This is a genomic window from Desulfobaccales bacterium, assembly GCA_041648175.1.
In the GTDB taxonomy this organism is placed as follows: Bacteria; Desulfobacterota; Desulfobaccia; order Desulfobaccales; family 0-14-0-80-60-11; genus 0-14-0-80-60-11.
Window position 1 is genome coordinate 179289 of the sequence record JBAZPO010000004.1, and the last position, 23199, is coordinate 202487.

The 23199-nt window shown below is 56.2% G+C and carries 23 protein-coding genes; 16 read left to right on the top strand and 7 right to left on the bottom strand.

The window, feature by feature from the left end:
* Positions 1-416: 416 nt before the first annotated feature.
* The 4 genes from WC600_05640 to treY all read left to right on the top strand — a co-directional run bounded on the left by WC600_05640 (position 417) and on the right by treY (position 7756).
* The gene (locus WC600_05640; GenBank protein MFA4902212.1) at positions 417-1106 is read left to right on the top strand and encodes a DUF5752 family protein; all 690 of its coding nucleotides are present in this window, start codon (positions 417-419) and stop codon (positions 1104-1106) included.
* Positions 1090-2313: a glycosyltransferase gene (locus WC600_05645; GenBank protein ID MFA4902213.1), complete on the top strand. Its 1224-nt coding sequence runs from the start codon at positions 1090-1092 to the stop codon at positions 2311-2313. Before WC600_05640 ends, WC600_05645 begins: the two co-directional genes overlap by 17 nt.
* Before the next feature lie 129 nt (positions 2314-2442).
* Entirely contained in the window at positions 2443-4866 is a 2424-nt protein-coding gene (locus tag WC600_05650; protein MFA4902214.1) for a DUF3536 domain-containing protein, read from the top strand.
* Between the two features lie 25 nt (positions 4867-4891).
* Positions 4892-7756 carry a malto-oligosyltrehalose synthase gene (gene treY, locus WC600_05655; GenBank protein MFA4902215.1) on the top strand — a complete coding sequence of 955 codons (2865 nt, stop codon included), beginning with the start codon at positions 4892-4894 and terminating at the stop codon, positions 7754-7756.
* 173 nt (positions 7757-7929) lie between these two features.
* Here the strand turns inward: treY and WC600_05660 are convergent, their stop codons facing one another.
* Entirely contained in the window at positions 7930-9864 is a 1935-nt protein-coding gene (locus tag WC600_05660; protein MFA4902216.1) for an ASKHA domain-containing protein, read from the bottom strand.
* 214 nt (positions 9865-10078) lie between these two features.
* Here WC600_05660 and WC600_05665 point away from each other — a divergent pair, with 214 nt between their 5' ends.
* From WC600_05665 to WC600_05690, 6 genes are all read left to right on the top strand, one after another.
* The gene (locus tag WC600_05665; protein ID MFA4902217.1) at positions 10079-10738 is read left to right on the top strand and encodes an endonuclease III domain-containing protein; all 660 of its coding nucleotides are present in this window, start codon (positions 10079-10081) and stop codon (positions 10736-10738) included.
* Between the two features lie 58 nt (positions 10739-10796).
* Complete coding sequence (locus WC600_05670) at positions 10797-11015, top strand: hypothetical protein (protein MFA4902218.1); 219 nt, start codon at positions 10797-10799, stop codon at positions 11013-11015.
* A gap of 197 nt (positions 11016-11212) precedes the next feature.
* Positions 11213-11836, top strand: coding sequence for a hypothetical protein (locus WC600_05675; protein MFA4902219.1), 624 nt, complete (start codon positions 11213-11215; stop codon positions 11834-11836).
* Between the two features lie 161 nt (positions 11837-11997).
* Positions 11998-12885: a prohibitin family protein gene (locus WC600_05680; GenBank protein MFA4902220.1), complete on the top strand. Its 888-nt coding sequence runs from the start codon at positions 11998-12000 to the stop codon at positions 12883-12885.
* Complete coding sequence (locus WC600_05685; protein MFA4902221.1) at positions 12882-13370, top strand: thioredoxin family protein; 489 nt, start codon at positions 12882-12884, stop codon at positions 13368-13370. Before WC600_05680 ends, WC600_05685 begins: the two co-directional genes overlap by 4 nt.
* A gap of 159 nt (positions 13371-13529) precedes the next feature.
* On the top strand, positions 13530-13943 hold the full coding sequence (locus WC600_05690; protein MFA4902222.1) for a hypothetical protein: 414 nt from the start codon (positions 13530-13532) through the stop codon (positions 13941-13943).
* Between the two features lie 527 nt (positions 13944-14470).
* Here the strand turns inward: WC600_05690 and WC600_05695 are convergent.
* Entirely contained in the window at positions 14471-15250 is a 780-nt protein-coding gene (locus WC600_05695; GenBank protein MFA4902223.1) for a hypothetical protein, read from the bottom strand.
* 232 nt (positions 15251-15482) lie between these two features.
* On the opposite strand from WC600_05695, the gene WC600_05700 reads away from it, so the two are divergent.
* From WC600_05700 to WC600_05710, 3 genes are all read left to right on the top strand, one after another.
* Positions 15483-15887 carry a single-stranded DNA-binding protein gene (locus WC600_05700; protein MFA4902224.1) on the top strand — a complete coding sequence of 135 codons (405 nt, stop codon included), beginning with the start codon at positions 15483-15485 and terminating at the stop codon, positions 15885-15887.
* A 66-nt stretch (positions 15888-15953) separates the two neighbouring features.
* Positions 15954-16595: a DVU0298 family protein gene (locus WC600_05705; GenBank protein ID MFA4902225.1), complete on the top strand. Its 642-nt coding sequence runs from the start codon at positions 15954-15956 to the stop codon at positions 16593-16595.
* A gap of 74 nt (positions 16596-16669) precedes the next feature.
* Positions 16670-16807: a hypothetical protein gene (locus WC600_05710; GenBank protein ID MFA4902226.1), complete on the top strand. Its 138-nt coding sequence runs from the start codon at positions 16670-16672 to the stop codon at positions 16805-16807.
* 150 nt (positions 16808-16957) lie between these two features.
* Here the strand turns inward: WC600_05710 and WC600_05715 are convergent, their stop codons facing one another.
* Complete coding sequence (locus WC600_05715; GenBank protein MFA4902227.1) at positions 16958-17725, bottom strand: polyphenol oxidase family protein; 768 nt, start codon at positions 17723-17725, stop codon at positions 16958-16960.
* Positions 17726-18042: 317 nt separating this feature from the next.
* Between WC600_05715 and WC600_05720 the strand changes: the two genes are divergently transcribed.
* The 3 genes from WC600_05720 to WC600_05730 all read left to right on the top strand — a co-directional run bounded on the left by WC600_05720 (position 18043) and on the right by WC600_05730 (position 19966).
* Positions 18043-18768, top strand: a complete 726-nt coding sequence (locus tag WC600_05720; GenBank protein MFA4902228.1) for a type 1 glutamine amidotransferase — start codon at positions 18043-18045, stop codon at positions 18766-18768.
* 112 nt (positions 18769-18880) lie between these two features.
* Entirely contained in the window at positions 18881-19066 is a 186-nt protein-coding gene (locus WC600_05725; protein MFA4902229.1) for a hypothetical protein, read from the top strand.
* Positions 19067-19564: 498 nt separating this feature from the next.
* Entirely contained in the window at positions 19565-19966 is a 402-nt protein-coding gene (locus WC600_05730) for a DUF3192 domain-containing protein (protein ID MFA4902230.1), read from the top strand.
* A 97-nt stretch (positions 19967-20063) separates the two neighbouring features.
* Here WC600_05730 and rlmN read toward each other — a convergent pair whose 3' ends face one another.
* The 4 genes from rlmN to WC600_05750 all read right to left on the bottom strand — a co-directional run bounded on the left by rlmN (position 20064) and on the right by WC600_05750 (position 23199).
* Entirely contained in the window at positions 20064-21092 is a 1029-nt protein-coding gene (gene rlmN, locus WC600_05735) for a 23S rRNA (adenine(2503)-C(2))-methyltransferase RlmN (protein ID MFA4902231.1), read from the bottom strand.
* A gap of 165 nt (positions 21093-21257) precedes the next feature.
* Positions 21258-21620 carry an RNA polymerase-binding protein DksA gene (dksA, locus tag WC600_05740; protein MFA4902232.1) on the bottom strand — a complete coding sequence of 121 codons (363 nt, stop codon included), beginning with the start codon at positions 21618-21620 and terminating at the stop codon, positions 21258-21260.
* 30 nt (positions 21621-21650) lie between these two features.
* Positions 21651-22139, bottom strand: a complete 489-nt coding sequence (gene moaC / locus WC600_05745) for a cyclic pyranopterin monophosphate synthase MoaC (GenBank protein MFA4902233.1) — start codon at positions 22137-22139, stop codon at positions 21651-21653.
* On the bottom strand, positions 22132-23199 hold the full coding sequence (locus WC600_05750) for a J domain-containing protein (protein ID MFA4902234.1): 1068 nt from the start codon (positions 23197-23199) through the stop codon (positions 22132-22134). Before WC600_05750 ends, moaC begins: the two co-directional genes overlap by 8 nt.

The window sequence follows — 23199 nt, forward strand, 5'->3', positions numbered from 1 at the left end:
AATATCGCTTGACACGGTTGAACGGCTTATAGCGCTTGCCGGAAGTTCTTTCCTTATTATTCCCCTCTCCCCTTGCGGGAGAGGGCTAGAGTGAGGGGGAAGTAATCTCTTTCCCGCTCCCATTAATAACTGAAAATCACGGTCTTGAATTGGGTCAGTAACCACCTTCTTTTGTCCCTTTTCCCCTTGGGGCTGAACATTACCCATAAGTCTATATCTTGTTGGTTCATCTCCTAAAATACCGTCTCCCCCCTGAGGGGAGCATTACACTTTGGGCAATTTAAAAATTGTCCCTGAGCCTTGTCTCTAAAGATTTCCCTCTTATTTTAATCAAAGAGGTATTGCTGATTCGGGCGAGATGGGTCTGACCTTTACGGCTCAAACATTTGCCACCCTCGGGAGGAGGATCATAACTGATGACTACCGTCGCCGACCTGCCGGCACAAGATCCCTTTTGGTTTCGAGAATGTTTTTTGATACCCATGCCCATCGGCACGAAGGTGGTCAATCTCCGGGAATTGCTCCAAGCCCTTCGAGATGTGAGCGACTCGGTAATCTACTACCATCTGGTGCAATCCCGCCTGGCCGTGTCCCAGCCCGCGGTGGAATTTCCCAATGACTTCGCCCTGTGGGCCGCTACGGCCCTGCAGGATATGGCTTTGGCCGAAAAGCTCAGCTCCTTCGACCCCCTGGATTATGAGAATCTGGGTCAGGTACGCCAGGCCATGGTGGATATCATAGAGGAGTATTTATGGGATTTGCCCTTTGTTCCCTGGGCCCGTTCCGGGTTTGAATTCCATTTCTGCGAAGCCTCCACCGTAGTTATCCGTTCCGTGATTTCCGCCAACAGTCTCCAGGATTTTTGCCAGGCCCTCAATAAAGTGGGGTTGGATTCGATGTACTACCATTTCTTCGAGTCCCGCTGGCGTTTGGAAATACCCATGGACGATTTCTCTTACTGGATCGAGACCAATTTCGATTTTCCGGAACTGGTGGCGGCCATTCGGGATATGGATATTTACTTCTACAATCTAAGGGAAATCCGCGCTACGCTTCTGAGCTTAATTCATCAACATCTGGGGGACACCTGTGATCTGCCTAAATGATTTTAAGCCCATCGTAGGTCCCGAGGTGATCGGACAGCTTGAACGCCTGTCAGAGGTTGTGGCCGGTCGCCGGTTTGTCCATATCAACTCCACCCGCACCGGCGGCGGGGTGGCGGAGATTCTGAACCGGGCCGTGCCCCTCCTCAATCAACTGAATATTAAAACCCAGTGGGAAGTGATCCTGGGAGACCCTTTCTTTTATGAGATCACCAAGGCCATGCATAATGCCCTGCAAGGCCATAAAGTCCATTTCACTCAGGCCATGTTCGACCACTACCGGGAGGTCAACATGGAAAATGCCCGCCGGGCTGACTGGGAGGCCGACTTTGTTTTGCTGCACGACCCCCAGCCCGCCTATATGATCGAAAAGCTGCGGCCCCGTGCCAAACACTGGGTCTGGCGATGTCACATCGATGTGTCGCGACCCAACCTCCAGGTTTGGAGATTTTTGCGGAAAGTAGTGAGTCAGTATGACGCCTCGGTCTTTTCCATGTCCCAGTTTGCCCAAAGTCTGCCCCATCCCCAATATCTCATCCGCCCCTCCATTGACCCTTTGAGCGAGAAGAACCGGGAGCTGACCCCCGAGGAAATCCAGGCGGTGTTGGACCGTCTGGGGGTTGAACGGGATAAGCCCATCGTTTTACAAGTCTCACGCTTCGATTCCTTTAAGGACCCCGTAGGGGTTATTCAGGCTTTTCGGATGGTACGGCGGCATACTCCCTGTAAGCTGGTGCTGGCGGGCGGCGAGGCCACCGATGACCCGGAGGGGCCGCGTATCCTTGCCGAGGTACAAGAAGCAGCAAGGGGGGAATCCGACATCCAGATATTACTCTTGCCGGCCGACGCTCATCATGAAGTCAATGCCTTGCAGCGGGCGGCGGACGTGATCGTGCAGAAATCCACCCGAGAGGGTTTTGGCTTAACGGTCACCGAGGCCATGTGGAAGGGTAAACCGGTAATCGGCGGTGCAGTGGGAGGCATCGTCTTGCAGCTTCAGGACTACAATACCGGGTTTCGGGTATATTCCCCGGAAGGGTGCGCCTTTCGCATCCGCTATCTGCTGCATCGCCCAGAAATGGCCAAACGCATGGGGCAACTGGCCCGGGAGTTTGTCCGCAACCACTTTCTCATCACCCGAAACGTGCGCGACTACCTCACCCTGATGATCTTGTTGGATAAACAGGGCAGCCGCCTCATAGAATTATGATTCGGCTGTGGCAGGGCGGCGCGGTCCCGGCAGGCGGGTACCCGTGGTATTCTAAGGGAGTGGGGAGGTTCCTTTAACCCTGACGCCGCGCTCATTAATTCTCTTCGTCCGGAGAGAAGAGGAGACCTGATGGAAAGGTACATTTGCATTCACGGCCATTTTTACCAGCCACCCCGGGAAAACCCCTGGATAGAAGCCATCGAGGTCCAGGACTCGGCTTACCCTTACCATGATTGGAATGAGCGCATTAATGCGGAGTGTTACGCTCCCAATACAGTCTCACGCCTACTGGACGGCGAAGGCCGGATTTTAAACCTGCCCAACAATTATGCCAAGATCAGCTTCAACTTCGGGCCCACCCTGCTGGCTTGGATGGAGCAAAAGTCGCCGGAAACCTATGAGGCCATCCTAACCGCGGACCGCACGAGCCAGAAGAATTTCTCGGGCCACGGCTCGGCGCTGGCCCAAGCCTATAATCATATGATTATGCCTCTGGCCAACCGCCGGGACAAATATACCCAGGTAATATGGGGGCTACGGGACTTTGAGTTTCGCTTCGGCCGGTTACCGGAAGGGATGTGGCTGCCGGAAACCGCGGTGGATTTGGAGACTCTGGATATTATGGCGGAGTTGGGGATTCGATTTACCGTCCTTGCCCCCGGCCAGGCCAAGCAGGTGCGTCCCCTGGGCCAGGAAGAGTGGGAGGATGTGAGTGAGGGACGAATCGATCCCACCAGGGCCTACACCCTCAATCTAACCTCAGGCCGACAGATCAGCCTCTTTTTCTATGACGGGCCCATCTCCCGGGCCGTGGCTTTTGAAGACCTGCTCAGCCGGGGGGAAAATTTGGCAGAGCGGCTGACCGGCGCCTTTTTCAAAGAGCGGCAGTGGTCTCAACTGGTGCACATTGCCACCGATGGCGAAACCTACGGACACCACCATCGGTTTGGCGACATGGCTCTGACTTATGCCATGCAGTACATTGAGGAGAATAACCTGGCCCATCTGACCAACTACGGGGAGTACCTTGAAAAATCCCCCCCGACCCATGAGGCGGAAATCTTTGAGAACACCTCCTGGAGTTGCAGCCACGGGGTGGAAAGATGGAAGCAAGACTGCGGTTGCAACAGCGGCGGTCATTCCGGCTGGAACCAGGGCTGGCGCGCTCCCTTGCGGGAGGCCCTGGATTGGCTGCGGGATACGCTGGCGCCCCTCTTTGAAGAGAAGGGCGGACAGTATCTAAAAGACCCCTGGGCCGCCAGGGATGATTATATCAAGGTCATCCTCAGCCGAACCCCTGAGAATATCGAGCGCTTTCTGGCTCAACATGCCCTAAGGCCTCTGACCGACGAAGAAAAGGTGACGGTATTTAAACTTCTGGAGGTTCAACGGGAGGCCATGCTCATGTATACGAGCTGCGGCTGGTTTTTCGATGAGCTCTCAGGCATCGAAACGGTGCAGGTCCTGCTCTATGCCGGCAGCGCCATCCGGTTGGCGGAAGATATCGACGTCGAAGCACTGGAAACCGGCTTTCTGGAACGGCTGGAACTGGCCAAGAGCAACATCCCCGAGAATGGCGATGGGCGCTTGATCTACGAAAAGTTCGTCAGGCCGTCCATGCTGGATCTGGAAAAGGTGGCCGCCCATTATGCGATAAGCTCCCTCTTCAAGGAATACCCCCAGCAAACCGGGATTTATTGTTATTTCGTCGAACAGGAAGACTACCATTTCTCCGAGGTAGGGGTCACCAAACTGTCGTTGGGGCGGGTGCGGATTACCTCGGATATCACCAAGGAAACTGCTACCCTGAATTTCGGCGCCTTGCATTTCGGTGATCAAAACCTCAGTGCCGGGGTGCAAAAGTTTCAGAGCCAGGAAGCCTATGAGGCCATGGTGCAAGAAGTGACCGAAGGCTTTGCTACCGGCGATTCCCCCGAAACCATCCGGCGGCTGGACCGGCACTTCGGGGCCTCCACTTACTCCTTCAAGTCCCTCTTCCGGGATGAGCAGCGTCGGGTGCTGAACCAAGTCTTGGAATCGAGCCTGGAGGAAACACGGTTCGTTTATGGCAAGAGGTACAGTAACCATGTGTCCTTCATGCGTTTTCTCACCGAATTGGGCATCCCCCTGCCCCAGCCTTTCCCTTGCAATGCGGAATTTGTTTTGAATTCAAATTTGCGCCTGGCCTTCGAACAACCAGAAATAGATCCAGAGGACATCCAAAAACTTCTCGAACAGGCATCTGCTCTGCAAGTAAAGCTCGATGGGGTAAGCCTGGAGTACGCCTTGAGGCAAACCCTGGAGCGTTTGATGGCCGTGTTCAAGGAGACCAGTGAGTTCAATTTGCTCAAGCAACTGGAGGCCGCGGTGAGAATCGCCCGAGCCTTGCCCTTCGAGGTAAATTTTTGGAAGGTGCAGAATATTTACTATGAGATGCTTAACACCGTCTTTCCCGAATGGCGCTGGAAGGCCGAACACGGCGAGACGGAAGCTCACGACAGGGTGGAAACTTTCCTGCAATTGGGGCGGGAGCTCTCCATAAAAGTCGATTAGAACATGGCGTTGCCCAAGAGAAAAAATGACCAGTTTTAAGATTCCCGGAGCCACCTACCGGCTGCAATTCAACCGCACCTTCAAATTTTCGGCGGCGGCGGCCCTGGTGCCATATTTGCACGAGTTGGGCATTACCGAGCTCTATGCTTCTCCCCTCCTGCAGGCCCGCCGCGGCAGCCTCCATGGGTACTCGGTAACTAATCCTATGGAGCTTAATCCGGAACTCGGCACTCGCCGGGCCTTTGACCTTCTGGCACGAAAACTGAAAACCCGCGGGATGGGCCTGTTATTTGATATCGTCCCCAATCACATGGCCTTGAGCCACGATAATCCATGGTGGATGGAGGTCCTGGAAAACGGGCCGATTTCGCCATATGCCATCTTTTTCGACATCGATTGGCATCCCCCGAACCGTATCCTGGAGGGGAGACTGCTGCTGCCCATCCTGGGCCGGCCTTACGGCCAGGCCCTGGAAAACCAGGAACTCAAACTGACCTTGGAGTCGGGTGGGTTTTTCATCAATTACTACGAGCATAAATTCCCCCTGGACCCCAAAACCTATCCCCAGATCTTGGCCCCAGGGCTTGCGCAACTGACTCAAGAATTGGGCGAAGAGAGTCCGGTAATCATCGCGCTCACGGTGATTATCAGCCTGATCGCCAGCCTGCCGGCCCGCACCCTCCTGAGCCCCAAAAAGGCCAAGGAACGGCAGCGGGAGAAGGAGATTATCAAGAAAAATCTTTGGCTGCTCTATCAGGGGACGGCGGAGACGAAGAAATTTTTGGATGAAACCATCAGGAGGTTTAACGGCGCCAAAGGAGAAGCGGAGACGTTTGACTCCTTGGACCGGCTCCTGCAACATCAGCCGTACCGGCTGGCTTTCTGGCGGGTAGGCCTGGAGTTGATCAATTATCGGCGGTTTTTCAGTATCAATGATTTGATCGGCATCCGCATTCAAGACCCCAGGGTATTTGATGCCTTCAAACATGGCCTCCTCTTCAAGCTCGTGGACGAAGGCAAGATCTCGGGGCTGCGGGTGGACCATATCGATGGCCTCTACGATCCCCTGGAGTATCTCCAGCGCTTGCAAGCCTGTTTCGCTCCTGGGGATCCAGGCGTTCCCGGCTCCTCGCAATTTTATATCACCGTGGAGAAGATCCTGGCGCCTGGGGAAACGTTGCCTCCGGAATGGCCGGTGGCCGGGACCACTGGCTATGATTTCCTCAACCTGGTGAACGGGGTCTTCATAGAACAAGAGGGCCTCCAGGAACTGCAGAAAATATACGCCGGATTCCTTAATGATCCGATCAACTTGATCGATCTGACTCTGGACAAGAAAAAGCTTGTCATGAATTCCTTCTTCGGCGGGGAAGTTGAGAGCTTCGTCCACTATCTGAGCCTGTTGGCCGACCAGGATTGGCATGCTCGAGACATTTCCCGGGGGGACCTGCGGGAGGCCTTGGTGGAAGTGATGGCAGCGCTGCCCATCTATCGCACCTACATCCGCAGTCTTGAGGTCGCGCCCCTGGATTTGGCCTACCTGGACAAAACCTGTCAAGAAGTTCGCCGGCGCAGCCCTTATCTCAACCAGTTGGCCCTGAATTTCCTGGAACGGGTGCTGCGGCTTGATGTTCCTGCCTATCTGGGCAGCGAACAGAAGGCGGAATGGCTAAATTTCGTGATGCGGTGGCAACAATTTACCGGGCCGATCATGGCCAAGGGCTGGGAAGATACGGTCCTGTATATTTATAATCCCCTGATATCACTCAACGAAGTGGGAGGGTGTTTCAGCGCGATTCCGGCCGAGGACTTTCATCAGTTAAACCAGCAAAGGCAGGAGTCCTGCCCCTTTACCATGAATGCCACCTCAACCCATGACACGAAAAGAAGTGAAGATGTGCGGGCCCGCCTCAATGTCCTTGCCGAGATTCCCGAGGATTGGGAAGAGCACCTGAAGCGGTGGGGCGACCTGAACCGGTCTAAGAAGGTCGCGGTTAATGGAGTCCTGGCGCCGGACCAAAATCAGGAGGTCCTGCTCTATCAAACCATGCTGGGGGCCTGGCCGCTTGACCCGGCTGAGGTTCCAGCGTTTAAGGAGCGGCTCCAGCGCTACATGATTAAAGCCGCGCGCGAAGCCATGGTGCACACCCGGTGGATTTCACCCCAGGTTGAACATGAAAAGGCTTTGCTGGCCTTTGTGGACCACATCCTGGATGAGGCCGAAAATCGAGAGTTCTTAGCGGATTTCAGAAACTTACAAGCGCGGCTCGCTTACTATGGAGCCATGAACTCTTTATCGCAAGTGCTGCTCAAGATCGCGGCGCCCGGGGTCCCGGATTTCTATCAAGGAACGGAACTTTGGGATTTTAGTTTGGTTGATCCGGACAATCGGCGTCCGGTGGACTTCGATAAAAGGGTTCGGTTCCTGAAGGATCTAAAACTGCAAGAAAGAAAAAAGGGGTCGGCCCTGGTCTGCAAGTTAATCAGCCGCTGGGCAGATGGGCGCATCAAGCTATATATCACCTACAAGGCCCTGAATTTTCGCAAGGATAACCCAGACCTTTTCCTGCAAGGAGATTATTCCCCCCTGGCGGCAGAGGGGGACCGGGAGAAAAATATACTGGCCTTGGCTCGCAGACAAGAGAACAATTGGGCGCTGGCCGTGGCGGCCAGATTCTTGACGAAAATTGTCCAACCTGGTCAGCCTGCCATAGGTCGAGAAGTGTGGGGTGAAAGTGTTCTGAGGTTGCCGCCTAACGCGCCGGTTCGATGGATTGACATCTTGACCGGCGTAGAGCATCGCGCCATCGAATCCGGGCAATCTTTAACTCTTCCCCTCCAGAGAATATTCCGACACCTACCCGTGGCTTTCCTTTCGAACTCAAAGTAATCCTAGCATTTTTCAGCATGTCCTATGAGATCCAGCCCTAGAGAATGATCTGTTTGAAAAGAAAGCCAAAGGGGGGACTTTTACCCCAATACGGTTCACTTAAGGTGTCCATACTTTGGGGGGAACAGGTTCTTTCAAGGGTTTTGGCGGGTAGTGCCCGTCCTCTTTACGGCTCAGTCCTTGGCGGCTTTCAGGCGTTCGGCGACGCTGGGGAAGTAATCCATTTTGGTGTGGGGCAGGAACAGGGCGGCGATGTACTGGTCCATGAAACCGGGGGTTTCGGAGAGCTCGAAATTGGTCATCATATCGGCCACGCGGCGTTCCTCTTCCAACATGTCTCGGGAGAAGGCCAGCAGCGAGGCGCCCTGGAGGGAGGCGTTGCCCACGAACTGATAATTTTCCCGGGGTAGATCGGGCAGCAGACCGATGGTGATGGCGTTATCGATGTTGATGAAGTTGCCGAAGGCCCCAGCCAGGATCACCTGCTCCAGGTCTTGGAGCTTGAGCCCGACGTTTTCCAGCAGGGTGACGTAACCCGCAAACATAGCCCCTTTGGCCCGCATCAGGTTGTCGATATCGGCCTCGCTCAGGGTAATATCCTCCCCGCTCTGGGTGTCGGGGGCCATGGCCAGGACGTATTCCTTTCCTTCATTGCCCTCGCGAATCCGAGACGTGTTCAAGTCATCCCGGAACTTGCCGTTGGGCGAGATCATGTCAGCCTCCATCATGGCCGCCAGGATGTTGATCAAGCCGGAGCCGCAGATGCCCTTGGGTTTCACCATGTCGATGGTCAGGAGCATGGGCTCGCAGGTTTGGGGATTGATGCTGACTTCCTCGATGGCGCCGGCGGTGGCCCGCATCCCGTACTTGATGCCGCCGCCTTCGAAGGCCGGTCCGGCCGAGCAGGCCGCGCAGGCCAGCCACTGCTGGTTGCCGATGACGATTTCGCCGTTGGTGCCGATGTCGATAAAGAGAGTCAGCTTGGGATCTTTGTAGAGACCCGAGGCCAGAACCCCGGCCACAATGTCGCCCCCCACGTAACTGGACACGGAACTCACTGAATAGATGAAGACGTGGTCCGGCAGCTCCAGACCCAGGTCCCGGGCCCGGACCGGCGGAGTGTGGCAGGCAGTGGGAATATAAGGGGACAGGCGGATATACTTGGGGTCGATGCCGTAGAACAGATGGGTCATGGTGGTATTGGCGGCCACGGTGAGGTGGGAAATCTCCGCCACCGGCAGCTTATGCTTTTTCAGGAGCCGGTGCATCACCTGGTTGATGGTGGCGACCACGGAGCGTTGGAGCTTTTGCAGCCCTTGCTCTTTCTGGCTGAAGACCATGCGGGTGATGACGTCGTCGCCATAACTCATCTGGGAGTTGTAATCCGCGGCGTGGCCGACTATGGTGCCCGCGGCCAGGTCCAGGAGTTGGACCCAGACGGTGGTGGTGCCGATATCTATGGCGAGGGCGTAATGCCGCTGGGTGGTGTCCCCGGCTTCCAGGTCCACAATCCGGGGGTAACGGGAGCGCCGCTGGGCAAAGTCCAGGGTGGCGGTGACCCGGAAGTTGTCCTCCCGCATCACCTTGGCCAGCTTGCGCAGCATGAAGAAATCGTGGGCCAGGTTATCCAGGCCGTGGGTGCGCGCCAGACCCAGCTCCAGCCGGCTTAAATCACAGGCATTGTCCGCCAGGGAAGGCGGCGGCAGCTCGACGAATTTCTTTTGAAACGCAGGGTTATAGAGCCCCTCAGACTTCAAGGCCGCGAGGTCAATGGGGCTGGAGCGCAAACCGATGCCGGCCCGGCGGCGGGTCAGGGTACGCCGGTCCAGCAGGGACTCCGGCGGGATGCGAATGACCACATCGGCATTAACCCAGCTCTGGCAGGCCTGGCGGTAGCCCAGGTCCCAATCTTCGTTGCTGATCAGCCCGGAGCGGGTGCTCTCCAAATCGCCCGATTCCAGCAAGACCCGGCACTTACCGCAGACGCCTTCGCCGCCGCAGGAGGCGTTAATGTGGACGCCGGCCTGCAATGCAACCCGCAGCAGGTTCTCGCCGTCCGGCACCTCGATAGTAATCTCATATGGTTTGAAGGTGATGTGCTTACTCATGCGACCCTGAGAGGAGAAGAGTTGAGTTGACTCCGGGGACTCTGTAGAGTTGGCGGCATTCTATCATAAGGAGGTGGCAAAAAAAATGTTAAATTATAAGAAGATGTTGGATCAGAAGGGTGTACTCTCTGCGTTCTCAGCGCCTCTGCGGTGAAAAATGATTAACCGCAGAGACGCTGAGAGCGCAGAGAAAAGCAGATATGGAGGGAAATTCATGGCCGCGGCTCGCAGGGGGAGATGGTTGCGTGAGCTTTATCAACGTTTATGGGAGGTTTGGGGAGCCCAGGGCTGGTGGCCCGGAGATACGCCCTTTGAAGTGGCGGTGGGCGCGATCCTGACCCAGAACACCAACTGGAACAACGTAGCCCTGGCCATAGCGGCGCTTAAAGAGCAGCAGGTGCTGGAACCACAAGCCTTGTACGACCTGCCGGAACCGGAGTTGGCCCGGCTCATCCGGCCGGCGGGTTATTACAATGTAAAAGCCAAACGGCTCAGGAACTTCCTTAATTTTTTGGCGAACCATTACCAAAATTCCATGGCGGTGATGGCTGCCGATAACCTGGAGAACTTGCGTCAGGGGCTCCTGGCCGTTAAGGGGATCGGTCCAGAGACCGCGGATAGCATACTTCTCTATGCCCTGGATAAACCCACGTTTGTCGTTGATGCCTATACTTTTCGCATTTTAAATCGCCATAACCTCATTCCCGAGACCTACACTTATGAAGAATTGCGGCAATCGTTCATGGAGCATCTGCCGTTCCAGGTCACTCTGTACCAGGAATATCACGCCTTACTGGTGCGTCTGGGGAAGGTGTGGTGCCGTCCTAAACCGCAGTGTGATTCCTGCCCGGTGCAGGGCTGGCCGGAGGAGTAAAACTTGCTCATTTTTTGGTACAGGAGTTGCAACATAAAATGGGCAAGGAAGAAATATTATGGCAAATGTAGGCAAAGAAGAACAGTTTCCTATCTGGCTGCCCGAGTCTCTCCCGGAAGAGATTGTGGCTGAAAGTTTTTTTGAACTCTTGAATACCGATGCGGATGGTGAAGCTGGCTCCCGCCCGGAAGATCCCAACTTCGGCTTTGTTGTACGGGACTGGTTCGGACCTTTCTTGTTAAGCCCGCCGACTCGCTTTCTGAGGGGACAATGTTAGCTCGACGCTTATTGAGAGTAAGGGAAGGGCCGTTCTCTCATCTGATCTGAGGAGTGATACCTATCACCGCCGTGAAATTTTATTCCCGCCGCGCAATTTTCCCCATATTCCGTCCGATGATGTTAATATAAGCGCACACGCCCAATACCTCTTTACATTCATATTTATGAACTTTTTAACGGGATTCGTTCAGAGAAATGGACATTATCGCACTGGAGCAGCATCCTCAGGACGCCTTGATTGAGCGTCTCAGGCGGGTTCCCCTCCTGGAAAGAACAGATGTCTTGATTTATTCGCAGGCTTTGATCAGCCTGGAGAAGATTCACACCAAGTGCCTCCACCCCCCACAGAATTATATCTGGCTGCAGGAATTGCGTAAGACTCAGGAATTGCGCTGGAGTCTGACGGCCTGGGGGGTAGACCTGTTTCGCCTGGACGGTTATGTCACCTACACGGTGCGGCAGGACGATGGGGAGGAGGCGATTTACGATCTCTACCCTCCCATCGTCGAAGAGTCCTTCGAAGCGGACGGCACGGTGGCCTTGCTCATCAACGACGGTATGCATCGGCTCTATCTGGCCCGGCTGGAGTGGGTGGTGCCGCAGGTGACCTTTGTGCGCGGCATCCCCAAGGAATATCCGTATTACGCCTTTCCCCGTCCCGGAGGTTGGGAGGGTCTGGATCTTTTGGCCGAGAACCCCGATCCCCAGGGCTATCTGAAGAAGTGTCACCGGATCCGGCAAAACAAAAGCCTCTATCGGGATTTTCAGGCGGTGTTCCATAACGTGGGCCGCTCCAGGAGCCGTCTCCTGAAGAAATAGGGGTTGGCCGCCGCGAAAATGTGGCGCCGCCGCCCTCGGCGGCGTACGGGTCCGGGAACCCGTTTACCAATGCCGTTGCTACCCCGGTCTGTCGGTCTCTTTAACTCTTCGTTGCTCCCTGGCCATCCGGTGACTACGAACTCTAGGTTGTGGAGGTATGTATGAGTTTGGTCCTGTTAGGTATATTAATTGCCCTGGCCCTGGTGGTGCTGGGGCGCAACGTGCCGCAACTCCAGAAGTACCCGCAAATCCGGTACTTCCTGGCTATCGTCGTCCTTGCGGCCACGGTGGCTGTTTCCACGGCTAAGATAGTGCCCCCGGGGAACGTCGGGGTGCTGGTGCTCTTGGGGAAAGTGTACGGCACTATCCCTGAGGGGGTGCATCTGGTCAACCCCCTGGCTTCCATGGAACTGATGAGTGTGCGCACCAAGGAAGTCTTCGAACACGCCGAGGCGCCCTCCAAAGAAGGGCTCAACGTTGCTCTGGAGGTCTCCTGCCTCTATCACCTGAAATCGTCCGAGGCGGCCAATGTGTACCGGCAGGTGGGACCCAACTATGAGGAGGTAGTGGTGAAGCCGCAGTTCCGGTCAGCCATCCGGGGCATTACCGTCAGTCACGAGGCCAAGGACCTGTATACCTCCAGCCGGGAGCTGATCTCTACCGAAATCTTCCAAGACCTGGAAGCGAACCTGGGTAAACGGGGGATAGTCGTGGAGACCATCCTGCTGCGTAAAGTCGATTTGCCCAAGTTAGTGGTGGAAGCCATCAACTCCAAGCTGGCCGCGGACCAGCAAGCCCAGCAGATGCATTTCGTGCTGGCCAAGGAACGGCAGGAAGCGGAGCGCAAACGTATCGAGGCCCAGGGCATTCAGGATTTCCAGAGGATCATTTCGCAGGGACTGTCCGAGCAACTGCTGCGCTGGAAGGGCATCGAAACCACTCGGGCCCTGGCCGAGTCCAATAACAGTAAGCTGGTCATCGTGGGTGGCAAAGACGGCCTGCCGTTGATTTTGAATACGGAGTCGGCTGGAGGTTCTTCGGGAAAATGATTGACAACCATAATTTCAAGCACTATCTAAAAGCAATGGTATGCCATTTCACTTCCCGCCGGTGCTGGCTGGTCCTGGCGGCTCTCTTGTCCCTGGCGTTAATCCCTGCTGTGGTTTGGGCCGGGGCGGTGGTTGCTGCCAATGCCGGCCATGGCGGCGAGGAGCTTGACCTGAACCCCCTGCTGACCGTTGGTAAAACCAACCTGATTGATTTCTACAGCCCTTTTTGCCCGCCATGCGTGCAAATGGCCCCGGTTTTGGAACGACTGGCGGAAAAGCGTCCGGATTTAGCCATTCATAAAGTCAACATCAACCGTCCGGACGTGAGGAGTATTGACTGGAGCTCGCCGCTTGCGAAGCAGTATAAAATCCGCCAGGTGCCGTATTTCATGATATTCAGTCCCCAGGGGAAACTCGTGGCCCAAGGCCCAGGCGCAGTTGAACAACTGAAAAGCTGGCTTAAGGAAGCCGGGCTGATGAAGTGAGGGCAGAATTCCGGGTAGGGGGTGGGGTGGTTTTCAGTATCTTCTCCGACCGGATGTTGGTAAGATAATATTTTAACGCAGTTATGAAGTAATCAGGGTGTAAGGCTCAAGAGCCAGGAGCCTAACGCCCCCATTCCATAAGGTGAGGAGGAGAAGGGCATGACGTTGTCAGGCTGGCGCCGCTTGGCGGCGATAGTGCTCTTACTGGTTTTTTATATGGGCTGCACGTTGCCTTCAACGCCCCAGACTTCCGCGTTGACGGTTACGGCCGCTCAGAACACCTTGGATAATTGGAACCCCAGTTATTGCAAGGTGGCGGAATTTTACGGGTTCTATAAAGCGGGGGAAAACGACCCCAACCAGGTGGCCTATGTACTCATTGCCAACCCCAGTGATAAGGGCCAAAAGCCTGTGGTCTATGCGGCCCGGTTTCAATTGCTCACCGTGCCCGGGGATAAGCAACAGTGGTTTCTGGTCAGCTTAACGACGCACAGCTCGGGGCTTAGCCGCCGGCAAGGGTGGGATAACCTGATGATCCCGGTGAAGGAAGGGGCCCCGGCCGCGACCAAATAATACAAAAATGCGTTCAAACAGGTAATTGAGTAACCGCAGGCTTTACCGTGAAAAGCCAAATCCCCCTACTAAATCCCCTTTTTCAAAGGGGGACTTTTTATCCCCGTCCCTTAAGGCTAGCCGGTTTCGGACACGTTGGTTCAGTCAACGTCTAACTTCTTTGAAATTATCTTTATGAGCCCAACTCGGTATTAGGGGTACTTTATAGCGCTTGCCAAAAGTTTTTTCCTCTAATAACCCTCTCCCCTGTGGGAGAGGGTAGGGTGAGGGGTTAATAAGAAAAAACTTTTGAGCTTCTTGCAAAATTGCCGGACATTATGGAATCGCAGAATTCAGCCTATATGAGCACAGGCTGGAAAGCCTGTGCTACCGGGGAATTTTTAAATACCCATATAAAGTTTCGGCCGCAAAGAGACTTTTGCAAGAGGCTCTTTTGGCAATGAGTATAATCCTGCCTGTGGGTTCAAAGCACAACTTTCCCCAACTTCCCTAAAATATTCCCGCGGTCTGACAGTACCAATCTGGATTTAAGGGGGAGTCACGGCGCCCATATCGGTCAAGAGGCGCCTGGCTTCCTGGTGATCTTCCTCCAGGTCCTGGGGCTTCACGGAGTATTGGGTGCATTTGAGCACCAGTTCCAATTGCTGCTGCGCCAAAGAGCGGTAATGAAGGCCGTAGAGGGTCTGGGCCAGATAAAGGTGGTTGGTGCTGTTGTCGGGGGCCAGCTTAACTGCGGCCTGGAGGTGATGCAGGGATTTTTGCAGATCGCCCACAGACATGGGCCAGGCGGGGGCTTCGAAATAAATACGGCCCAGCACCCGGTGGGCTCCGGCCTGGTCGTAGGTTTCACTCAGAGCCAGGGAGCGCTCAAGGTTTTCGATGATCTTGGGCAGGAGCCGGCGTCCCACCATATAGCCGCAGGCATCGGCTTCGCCGCAGAGGTTGAGGGCCAGCCAATAATGGCCTTCGGTCCGTTTGGGATCTTCACGGTTGAGCATGGCCGCGTACATCTGCCCCTTACGGTAGTAACCCTCCCGCTGCTTTTTGGGGGCCAGGTCTCCTAAAATAAAGCTGGTCCGAGCCAGTTTTGCCAGGACCAGCGCTCGGGGAGCCGATGCCGAAGAGAGCATCCTCTCATACATGTTCAGGGCTTTCTCGGCCTGGGATGGGTCCAAGGTGGGACCTTGGAGGAGGGCGTCCGCGGCGGCCATCCCCGCGTCCGGCGTCCCGGCGTTTCCTCCGGCGGTCGCCATAAGGAGGGCGAGGGCGAGGCACCCCAGGATTTTTAAGCAGCAAATTCGTTTCATATTAGGTCCAGATAGGTAATTTCATGCTACGGTGAAAGCACAAACCAATCTCACTGACCAATATAAGTACGCAGGCCCCGTCTGCCAACCCTGGAAGGTCAGGCAGAGGAGAAAATCATTTTTTTCTGCCGGCCCTCCATGGAGGTTTCCGCATAATCCTTGCCCGGCCGCCTTTTCTGTGATAGAGGATTGTGGTAACCAAGGCGCGGTTGCAGGAGGAAGTATGGCTGGCATGAATAAAGTTATTCTGGTGGGGAATCTGGGGGCCGACCCGGAGGTGCGCTATACCGCCGGCGGCACCGCGGTGTGCAAGTTCTCCCTGGCCACCAGCCGGAGATTCACCGGCAAGGATGGACAGAAGCAGGAAAAGACCGAGTGGCACCGCATCGTGACCTGGTCAAAGCTGGCGGAGATCTGCGGCCAGTACCTCTCCAAGGGCAAACAAGTGGTGATCGAAGGCCGGATTGAGTATGGGTCCTACGAAAAGGATGGTGTGAAGCACTACACCACCGACATTGTCGCCGAAAATATGACGATGTTGGGAAGCCCTCCTGGCCAAGGTAATCGTGGTCAAGAGCCGGAGTCGCCCTTTGGCCCACCGGAAGGCGGCATGCCTGAGGATGATATTCCTTTTTAGGTTTCAGGATACGAAGGGGGCTAGAAGTCTCGGAGCTTCCGAATCTAGAGAGGAGAGCTGACCTTTTTGCGACCAAGCCGGCGCCATCTGCGGGAAAAGATTGTCACCTTGCTGAAAGACGGAAATTTCCCGGGCCTGCAGGAACTGGCGGGCCAGGATTCCGGGGTGGCGGCCATCCTGATGCAGTTTTTCTACGACCCGGGTGACCTCCTGCATTGGCGGGCTCTGGAGGGATTGGGATATGTGGCCGGCTCCAACCCGGCGCAGGTCGGCAAACTCATCAATCGGCTCATCTACCTGCTCAATGAGGATTCGGGCAGTAACGGCTGGGGGGCCGCGGCTGCTTTGGGAGAGATCGGCCGCCACCAGATTTCGTTAGTGAAAGAGATCATCCCCATGTTCGTCGGGTTCCTGGAGGAGGAGTTCTCCCAAGAACCCATGCTCTGGGGGGTGGGTCGTTTGGCCGAGGTGCATCCGGAACTTCTCGAAGAAGTTTTGCCCGTGATTGTGCCTTTTCTCACAAACCCCGAGGCACAAAAGCGAGCCCTGGCCGCCTGGGGTCTCGGTAAAGCGCGGTATCACCCGGCGGCCGACGCCATCCGGGCGCTTTTAGAAGACGACCAGCCGGTTCAGCTTTACGACCACGAGGGTCTGTTTCAGACCAGCGTGGGCCGGATGGCCCAAGAAGCCCTGGCGAATCTGGCTTGATTTGGGAGTGCCAAGTTTGACAATTATCTGGGCCAACGCCCCAGATTAAACTTGAATAAGAAAGGAAGGCTTAAATGTTCTTACTTATTGTGGTTTTTGCCATCGGCGTATTTGTAGGCTATAAATACCCCCAACAAGTGGAGCAGGTTGTTCAGATGGCCAAGAAAACTTTTGGCGATCTGAAGGAAAAGATTTCCAAAAAGAATCCGTAAGGCAGATTCCGGTCTACCCGTATAGGGAACAAGGGTACCGGGTTGCTCTAAGTGCGGTCCGAGGGCTTCCCCGGTAATCTCACGGTCGCAGGTTCTGGACACGGTTGGGGTATCGGCGGAGCTTGCCGGATCGGGGTTGCCGCGCCCTCTTCAGGCTCGCAGGGCGATGACGGCCCCTTGACGGCCGGTAACCTTGTCCCGGCGGTAGGAGAAAAACTCGCCGGCCCCGCAGCGGGTGCAGAGCCGCGCCAGGTCAAGGCGTTCCGGTCGCAGTCCGGCTGCCGTCAGTTGATCTACGGTGATCTGCCATAGGTCAAAGTATGTGGGCCGCACCTGGTAGCCCCACAGGGTTTCGGGAAACTCCTGCCGGAAGTTGCGGAACTCGGCGCAGCAGGGCCCCAGGCTGGGTCCCACCGCGGCGTAGAGGGCCCGCGGTTGCGACCCGAACGTGGTCTGCAGCAACGCCACGGTTTCGCCCAGAATATTGTGGACGTGCCCGCGCCAGCCGCAGTGGACGTTGGCTACAACCCGGTTGACCGGATCATAGAGCATGACGGCCTGGCAGTCGGCCTGTTTGATGACCAGACCCAAGCCGGGTACGGTGGTGACCAGGATGTCCACCTCCGGTATGTCTTCCCCCTGGCCCTGGTCGGCCGAGGTGATCACTGCCGCGTGGTTGCCATGCACCTGCGCGGCGCTGGCCAAACTCTTTAGCCCCAACGCCTGCTCCATGCGGCGCTGGTTTTCGCCCACCAGATCGCAAAGGTCCCCCACTGCCGGGCTCACATTAAGACTGTCATACGCTCCGGTGCTGACGCCCCCTTGCCGGGTGAAAAAACCGTGCACCACTGCCGGCAGTGCGGCCAGCACGGGGCTGCGGTAAGATTTAGGCTCGCCGGCTGTCTGCCATTCCGCCATCCACACCCTCCTCAAGGCTGCTTTCTTCTCGTTCCCAAGCTCCAGCTTGGGAATGTAAATTTCCGGCGAAGCTCTGCTTCGCCACCTTATCGTCTAATAATTAGAGGCTGCTTTCAACTAACCTGGCCTTCCTTCCCGCCCCTTTATCCAGGCTACCGGCAAAAGGTTGCCCGGATGTGAGGGCTTGGTTTCCGGAAGGATAATTCGGCCCCGCTCCCAGATTACGCCGCCCGTATTCCCGTGACTTCACGTATAATATACAAAGGTGGGGAAAAATCCCATTCTTACAAGATTAATTTGTCAGGAGGGCATGGCGCGTGGCGGCAAAGAGCTTGTTGATCGTGCAGCACATGGACTGGGAGGGCCCTGGACAGCATCTGTTGGCGGCGCTTTTGGAGGCGGAGGTTAACTTCCAGGTGACGAAAGCCTGGGAAGAACCTTTGCCGTCCCTGGACCCCTTTGACGGCATGATCGTTTTGGGAGGGTCTCCCAATGTGGATGAGGAAAAGCAGTTTCCCTACCTCATACCATTAAAGGCCCGTATTCGGGAAGTGATCGCGGCGGGAAAGGCTTACCTGGGGTTTTGCCTGGGTCACCAACTTCTGGGGAACGTGCTGGGGTGCCGGGTCGGCCCTTTGCCGCAAAAATCCGTGGGTTTCATCACCGGGGAGCTGACCTCCGCGGGGCTGGCGCATCCGGCTTTTCAGGGATTGCCGCCTAAGCTCAACCTGTTCAAGTGGCATGGCCAGGGAGTGTTGCCGCCCTTGCCCGCGGACCTCAGCCTCCTGGCCCGGTCGGAGGGGGCGCCGGTGGAGGCCTTGGGATTAATTGATAATCCCCGGATACTGGGACTCCAGTTTGACAATCATGCCGCCGCAATGGATGTGGCCACCTGGCTCAAGCATGATGGCGACTGGGCCCTGAGCGGCTCGGGCGCCGACCCGGAAACCATGATCACCACCGCCGTAGCCCAGGAAGCGGCCATGGGCCGGGAGTTTCACCATTTCATGAAAAATTTCTTTCGTTTGATCTGGGGCTCATAAGCTGTCCATGACCGGCCGGCGGTTTTGCCATGGGGGTGCGCGCCATGGAGATCATACGCGGTTGGCATGAAACTTGAAATCGTATTTAAGAAAACGGACAAAGGGTGGCCCCATGAAGAAACGCAATAAGCGCACTGACATTCTGGCCCACATGGAGTTGGCCCCTATCACGGAGCAAATCCTGGCCCAAATGGGCCAGGAAGGGGCCGATATCCGTAGACGTTTAACGGTTTTTTACCGCCAGCGGGCTAGCAAAGATCATTGCCGCATTGAGGAATGTCTGGGGCACTCTTCGTGAGTCCTGGAGGCGCAGGGTGAGAGTTTGAAGGCCTCAAGGAGATTTTAGAATTCCTCCGGAGCCAACACTTTTGGGTGAGGTATGGGTATTGGGGCATAGTAAGTCTATACTTTGCTCGGTTGATATAGGCCCTGGTAGTTGATCCGACTTATCGCCACCGTGGACTTTTCTCAAGATCGGCAGAGTGATGAGAAATAGGCTTTAATACCTGCCTGTTTAATTTGCTCGCCGCTAGAACTATGGAATTTAAACCATGGAGTACTTTCCATACCTGACGCTAATTGGCGGCTGTGATTCTTTCACTGTGATTGCCTTCGACCTTGAAATAAGAGAACGCGTAATTTGTGGCTATCAAGATAGCCGGTCAGAGCCCATTGATATGAGAATCGTTACGCTTAAGATTAGATGAAAATTTGCCATCTCCCCCAGAGGTGAGCACCTTTGCTTGACGGGCATGGCGGAGGTGATTATAGTGGGAACACGTGGGGGAGAAATTTCATGGCTTGGTTGCACCTGGTACTGGTTTTGGGGATATTGACGGTGGGCTGCGAGCAGGTGGCGTATCAGCGCTTCGAAAAACAGATGTGGAGCAACTATGTCCACATGAATGAAATAAAGAAGGGGATGAGCAAGGCAGAAGTGGTCGGCATCATGGGGCCGCCCGGGATTCAGGAAGAAGGGGATTATCGTGGCGGCCATTATACCATTTATTTCTACCTGACCCACAGCATGGACTTTGATGAGAGCAATACCGTACGGAGCGGCTACTCCCCCCTGGTGTTTAAGAATGACCGGCTGGTGGGCATCGGGAGGCGGGATTATCGGGGGGCGGTGGACCGCATGGAAACGGAATCAGAAGGGGTGCCCAAGGGCAGCCTGCCCTGGGGTCGGACTCAATGAGTCATACCTAGCGACATAAATCATCTGACACATTTAGCTCTGCGCCCTCAGCGTCCTCTTCGGTTAAGCATTTTCCACCGCAGAGGCGCAGAGAGAGCTATAATTTTTCTCCTGCCAGTTGGCCGCAGGCGGCGCCGATCTCCTGTCCCCGGCTCTCTCTGATCATCACCGTATAATTGGCCTCCCGCAAAATCTCCTGGAACTTTAAGGTGCGCGCCTCCGGCGGCGGCTCATAGGATAGGCGCGGGTGCCGGTTGAAAGGGATCAGATTGATTTTGGCCCGGAAGCCCCGAAGCAGCTTGGCCAGTTGCCGGGCCTGATCCGGCGCGTCATTGATGCCGTCTAAGAGCACATAGGCAAAGGTAATACGCCGGTGTCGGGGTAAGGGAAAAGCCCGGCAGGCGGCCATAAGCTCGGGCAGCGGATAGCGCCGGTTGATGGGCATGATCCGGTTCCGGGTCTCGTCATCCGGGGCATTGAGGGATACCGTGAGGTTGGCCCGGACTTCGACGCCGAGCCGGGGGATAAGCGGCGCCAATCCTGCGGTGGACACGGTTATCCGCCGGTAAGCGAAGTTTAAGCCCCAGGGCGCGGTAATGACGCCGAGAGCCCGTACCAGGGGGTCAAAATTGGCCAGGGGCTCCCCCATGCCCATGAACACCAGGTTGGAAAGGGGCCGAGCGTCCGGCAGATTCTTGCGCACCGCTATGATTTGATTGACGATTTCGCCAGCCGTCAAGTTGCGGATCAGGCCGCGCCGGGCCGTCAGACAAAAGCGGCAACCCTGGGCGCACCCTACCTGGGAGGACAGGCACAAGGTGTAATGGCCTTCTTCCGGGATGAGGACCGATTCGATGAGGTTGCCGTCTTCCAGGGCAAAGAGGAATTTCCGGCAGCCATCCGCAGCCTCTTGCACCTGTTCCACGCTCAGGCTACTGATCCGGGCGTGCCGGGACAACTCCGCCTGGAAAGGCCTGGCGATATCGGTCATACCCTCAAAGTCGCCCACTCCCTTGTAGAGCCACTTGACCAGTTGCCGGGCTCGGAAGGTCGGCTGGCCCCACGCGGCCATAAGCTCCTCCAACTCGGGGAGCGTGAATTCTTTCAGATCTAACGGGTGAGTCATGGGAAGGACTTAGTGCTCAGTGGCCAGTGGTCAGTTATTAAAGGAATTAGTATAGGTGGTCGGTGATCTCCACTTTATGAGTCAAGTTGATTTAAGCCGAAAATTAAGAATTCAAGATAAAATTTGGCAGGGAACTGATAAGTAACTGGCCACTGACCACTGCAGTTACTGCCCCCGAGAGCGTTCCAAGGCCTCCTGTCCGGACTTGCAAGCGATACACATGGTGGTCACCGGTCGGGCCTTAAGGCGCTTTTCGGTGATCTCACCGCCGCAGAGTTCGCAATAGCCATAGGTTCCGGCATCGATGCGGTCCAAAGCTTCCCTGATTTTGCTGATCAATTTCCGTTCGCGGTCCCTGATACGCAGGGTGAAGTTGCGGTCGGTCTCCAGGGTGGCCCGGTCGGTGGGGTCCGGAAAAGGGGCAATGACGCCAGTCATGTCACTGCGCGTCTTGTCGGCCTCTCCTAAAATTTCTGCCAGGCGTTCTTGCAACAGGTTACGAAAATATTCTAATCGATCAGGATCCATTACTCAACTCCGGCCTCCGCACAGTAATTTTTATGGGGTTGCCGCGGCCCGGCTATAGGCGCCACTGGCTCCCCCGCTCTTTTCCATGAGCAGTAAGTTTGTAATAACCAGACCCCGGTCCACGGCTTTGCACATGTCGTAAATGGTGAGAGCGGCCACCGCTGCGGCCGTTAAGGCCTCCATTTCCACCCCGGTGCGGGCGTAGGTGCGCACCCGCGCCTGGATGGCCACGGCCCACTCCTCCGGTTCCGGGGTAAAGTCTATGTCAATCCCGGTGAGAGGCAGCGGATGGCAGAGAGGAATAAGCTGCGAAGTATTCTTGGCCGCCATGATGCCGGCCAGCCTGGCCGCGGCCCAGACGTCACCTTTGGGGAGCCGGCCGGCCACAAGCAGGGGAAACACTTTAGGACCCACCACCACCCGGCAGCCGGCTGTGGCACAGCGCAAGGTTTCGGGCTTGTCAGCCACGTCAACCATGCGCATCTGCCCTGATTCATCCAGGTGGGTAAAGCTATTCATGGCCGGCCCTCTCGAACGGTTCCAGTTCCAAATGACCCAATTCCTCCAGGAGCGACCGCTGCCGGGGACTGAGGTTTTGCGGCGTGGTGACGATGATCTCATTCACCTGATCACCGGGCGGCTCCAAGGGCCCTCCGGGGGCTCCGGCCCCCGTAAACCGGAACGTCCAGCCGGTTTGAGTGCCCTGGGGTAATCTCACCATTTGGAAGCCATCCAGGGTGGGAATGCAAATGGCGCTGCCCAGAGCGGCTTCGGCAAAAGAAATCTCGATCTTACAGTGAATGTCGTTGCCCATCCGGGTAAAAAAGCTATGGGGAGCCACATGGATTACTACTTCCAGGTTCCCCGGAGGCCCGTTCTGGTAACCCCCGCCACCTTCGCCCTTAAAGCGCAAACGGTCGCCGTCCCGGGTGCCCGGCGGAATCCGCAGGTGGTATTCCTGTGTATGGGAGCAGGAGCCAACCCCGCCACAGTGCTGACAGGGCTGGGAAACGACCTTGCCCCGCCCCCGGCAATGCCCGCAGACAGGACCGAACCGCAGGAGCCCGGGCCCTCCGAAGCGACGGCCCCGGCCCTGGCATTCCGGGCATTCCCGATACGCGGTCCCCGGCGACAGGCCGGAGCCCTGGCAATAACGGCACTGCGGCTGATGATCTACCGCAATCACGGTTCCCATGCCCTTGATGGCCGCCAGAAAGGGAACTTCCAGGTCATAGCGGAAATCTGCCCCCGCCGACCATGACGGAGAGGAGTCCTCTTGGCAAATGCCGAAAAACTCTTCATAGAGGTCTTCTTTGCCGGTAAACCGGGGCTGGCGATATTGGGCGGCATGCTTGCGGGTGCGGCTCGCAGCTTTGGCTTTGGCCTTGGTCTTGGCTTTGGCCGCCAGGATGGCCTCGAAGGCTTCCACCACCTGGCGAAAACGGGCCGCAGCCTCCGGATCGTCGGGATTGAGGTCGGGATGGTGTTGCCGGGCCAGCAAACGATAACGCTGTCGCACTTCCTCTACGGTGCAGGAGCGCTTCACCCCTAAAATGCGGTAGTAATCCGGAGCAGCCAT

What these genes read in the sequence shown, in the direction of transcription:
- WC600_05730 (MFA4902230.1), top strand. Translation starts at nt 19,565, where the DNA reads ATGGCTTGGTTGCACCTGGTACTGGTTTTGGGGATATTGACGGTGGGC.
- WC600_05640 (MFA4902212.1), top strand. Translation starts at nt 417, where the DNA reads ATGACTACCGTCGCCGACCTGCCGGCACAAGATCCCTTTTGGTTTCGA.
- WC600_05670 (MFA4902218.1), top strand. Translation starts at nt 10,797, where the DNA reads ATGGCAAATGTAGGCAAAGAAGAACAGTTTCCTATCTGGCTGCCCGAG.
- WC600_05750 (MFA4902234.1), bottom strand. Translation starts at nt 23,199, where the DNA reads ATGGCTGCTCCGGATTACTACCGCATTTTAGGGGTGAAGCGCTCCTGC.
- WC600_05665 (MFA4902217.1), top strand. Translation starts at nt 10,079, where the DNA reads ATGGCCGCGGCTCGCAGGGGGAGATGGTTGCGTGAGCTTTATCAACGT.
- rlmN (MFA4902231.1), bottom strand. Translation starts at nt 21,092, where the DNA reads ATGACTCACCCGTTAGATCTGAAAGAATTCACGCTCCCCGAGTTGGAG.
- WC600_05650 (MFA4902214.1), top strand. Translation starts at nt 2,443, where the DNA reads ATGGAAAGGTACATTTGCATTCACGGCCATTTTTACCAGCCACCCCGG.
- WC600_05680 (MFA4902220.1), top strand. Translation starts at nt 11,998, where the DNA reads ATGAGTTTGGTCCTGTTAGGTATATTAATTGCCCTGGCCCTGGTGGTG.
- WC600_05695 (MFA4902223.1), bottom strand. Translation starts at nt 15,250, where the DNA reads ATGAAACGAATTTGCTGCTTAAAAATCCTGGGGTGCCTCGCCCTCGCC.
- WC600_05715 (MFA4902227.1), bottom strand. Translation starts at nt 17,725, where the DNA reads ATGGCGGAATGGCAGACAGCCGGCGAGCCTAAATCTTACCGCAGCCCC.
- WC600_05685 (MFA4902221.1), top strand. Translation starts at nt 12,882, where the DNA reads ATGATTGACAACCATAATTTCAAGCACTATCTAAAAGCAATGGTATGC.
- dksA (MFA4902232.1), bottom strand. Translation starts at nt 21,620, where the DNA reads ATGGATCCTGATCGATTAGAATATTTTCGTAACCTGTTGCAAGAACGC.
- WC600_05675 (MFA4902219.1), top strand. Translation starts at nt 11,213, where the DNA reads ATGGACATTATCGCACTGGAGCAGCATCCTCAGGACGCCTTGATTGAG.
- WC600_05660 (MFA4902216.1), bottom strand. Translation starts at nt 9,864, where the DNA reads ATGAGTAAGCACATCACCTTCAAACCATATGAGATTACTATCGAGGTG.
- moaC (MFA4902233.1), bottom strand. Translation starts at nt 22,139, where the DNA reads ATGAATAGCTTTACCCACCTGGATGAATCAGGGCAGATGCGCATGGTT.
- WC600_05710 (MFA4902226.1), top strand. Translation starts at nt 16,670, where the DNA reads ATGTTCTTACTTATTGTGGTTTTTGCCATCGGCGTATTTGTAGGCTAT.
- treY (MFA4902215.1), top strand. Translation starts at nt 4,892, where the DNA reads ATGACCAGTTTTAAGATTCCCGGAGCCACCTACCGGCTGCAATTCAAC.
- WC600_05700 (MFA4902224.1), top strand. Translation starts at nt 15,483, where the DNA reads ATGAATAAAGTTATTCTGGTGGGGAATCTGGGGGCCGACCCGGAGGTG.
- WC600_05725 (MFA4902229.1), top strand. Translation starts at nt 18,881, where the DNA reads ATGAAGAAACGCAATAAGCGCACTGACATTCTGGCCCACATGGAGTTG.
- WC600_05690 (MFA4902222.1), top strand. Translation starts at nt 13,530, where the DNA reads ATGACGTTGTCAGGCTGGCGCCGCTTGGCGGCGATAGTGCTCTTACTG.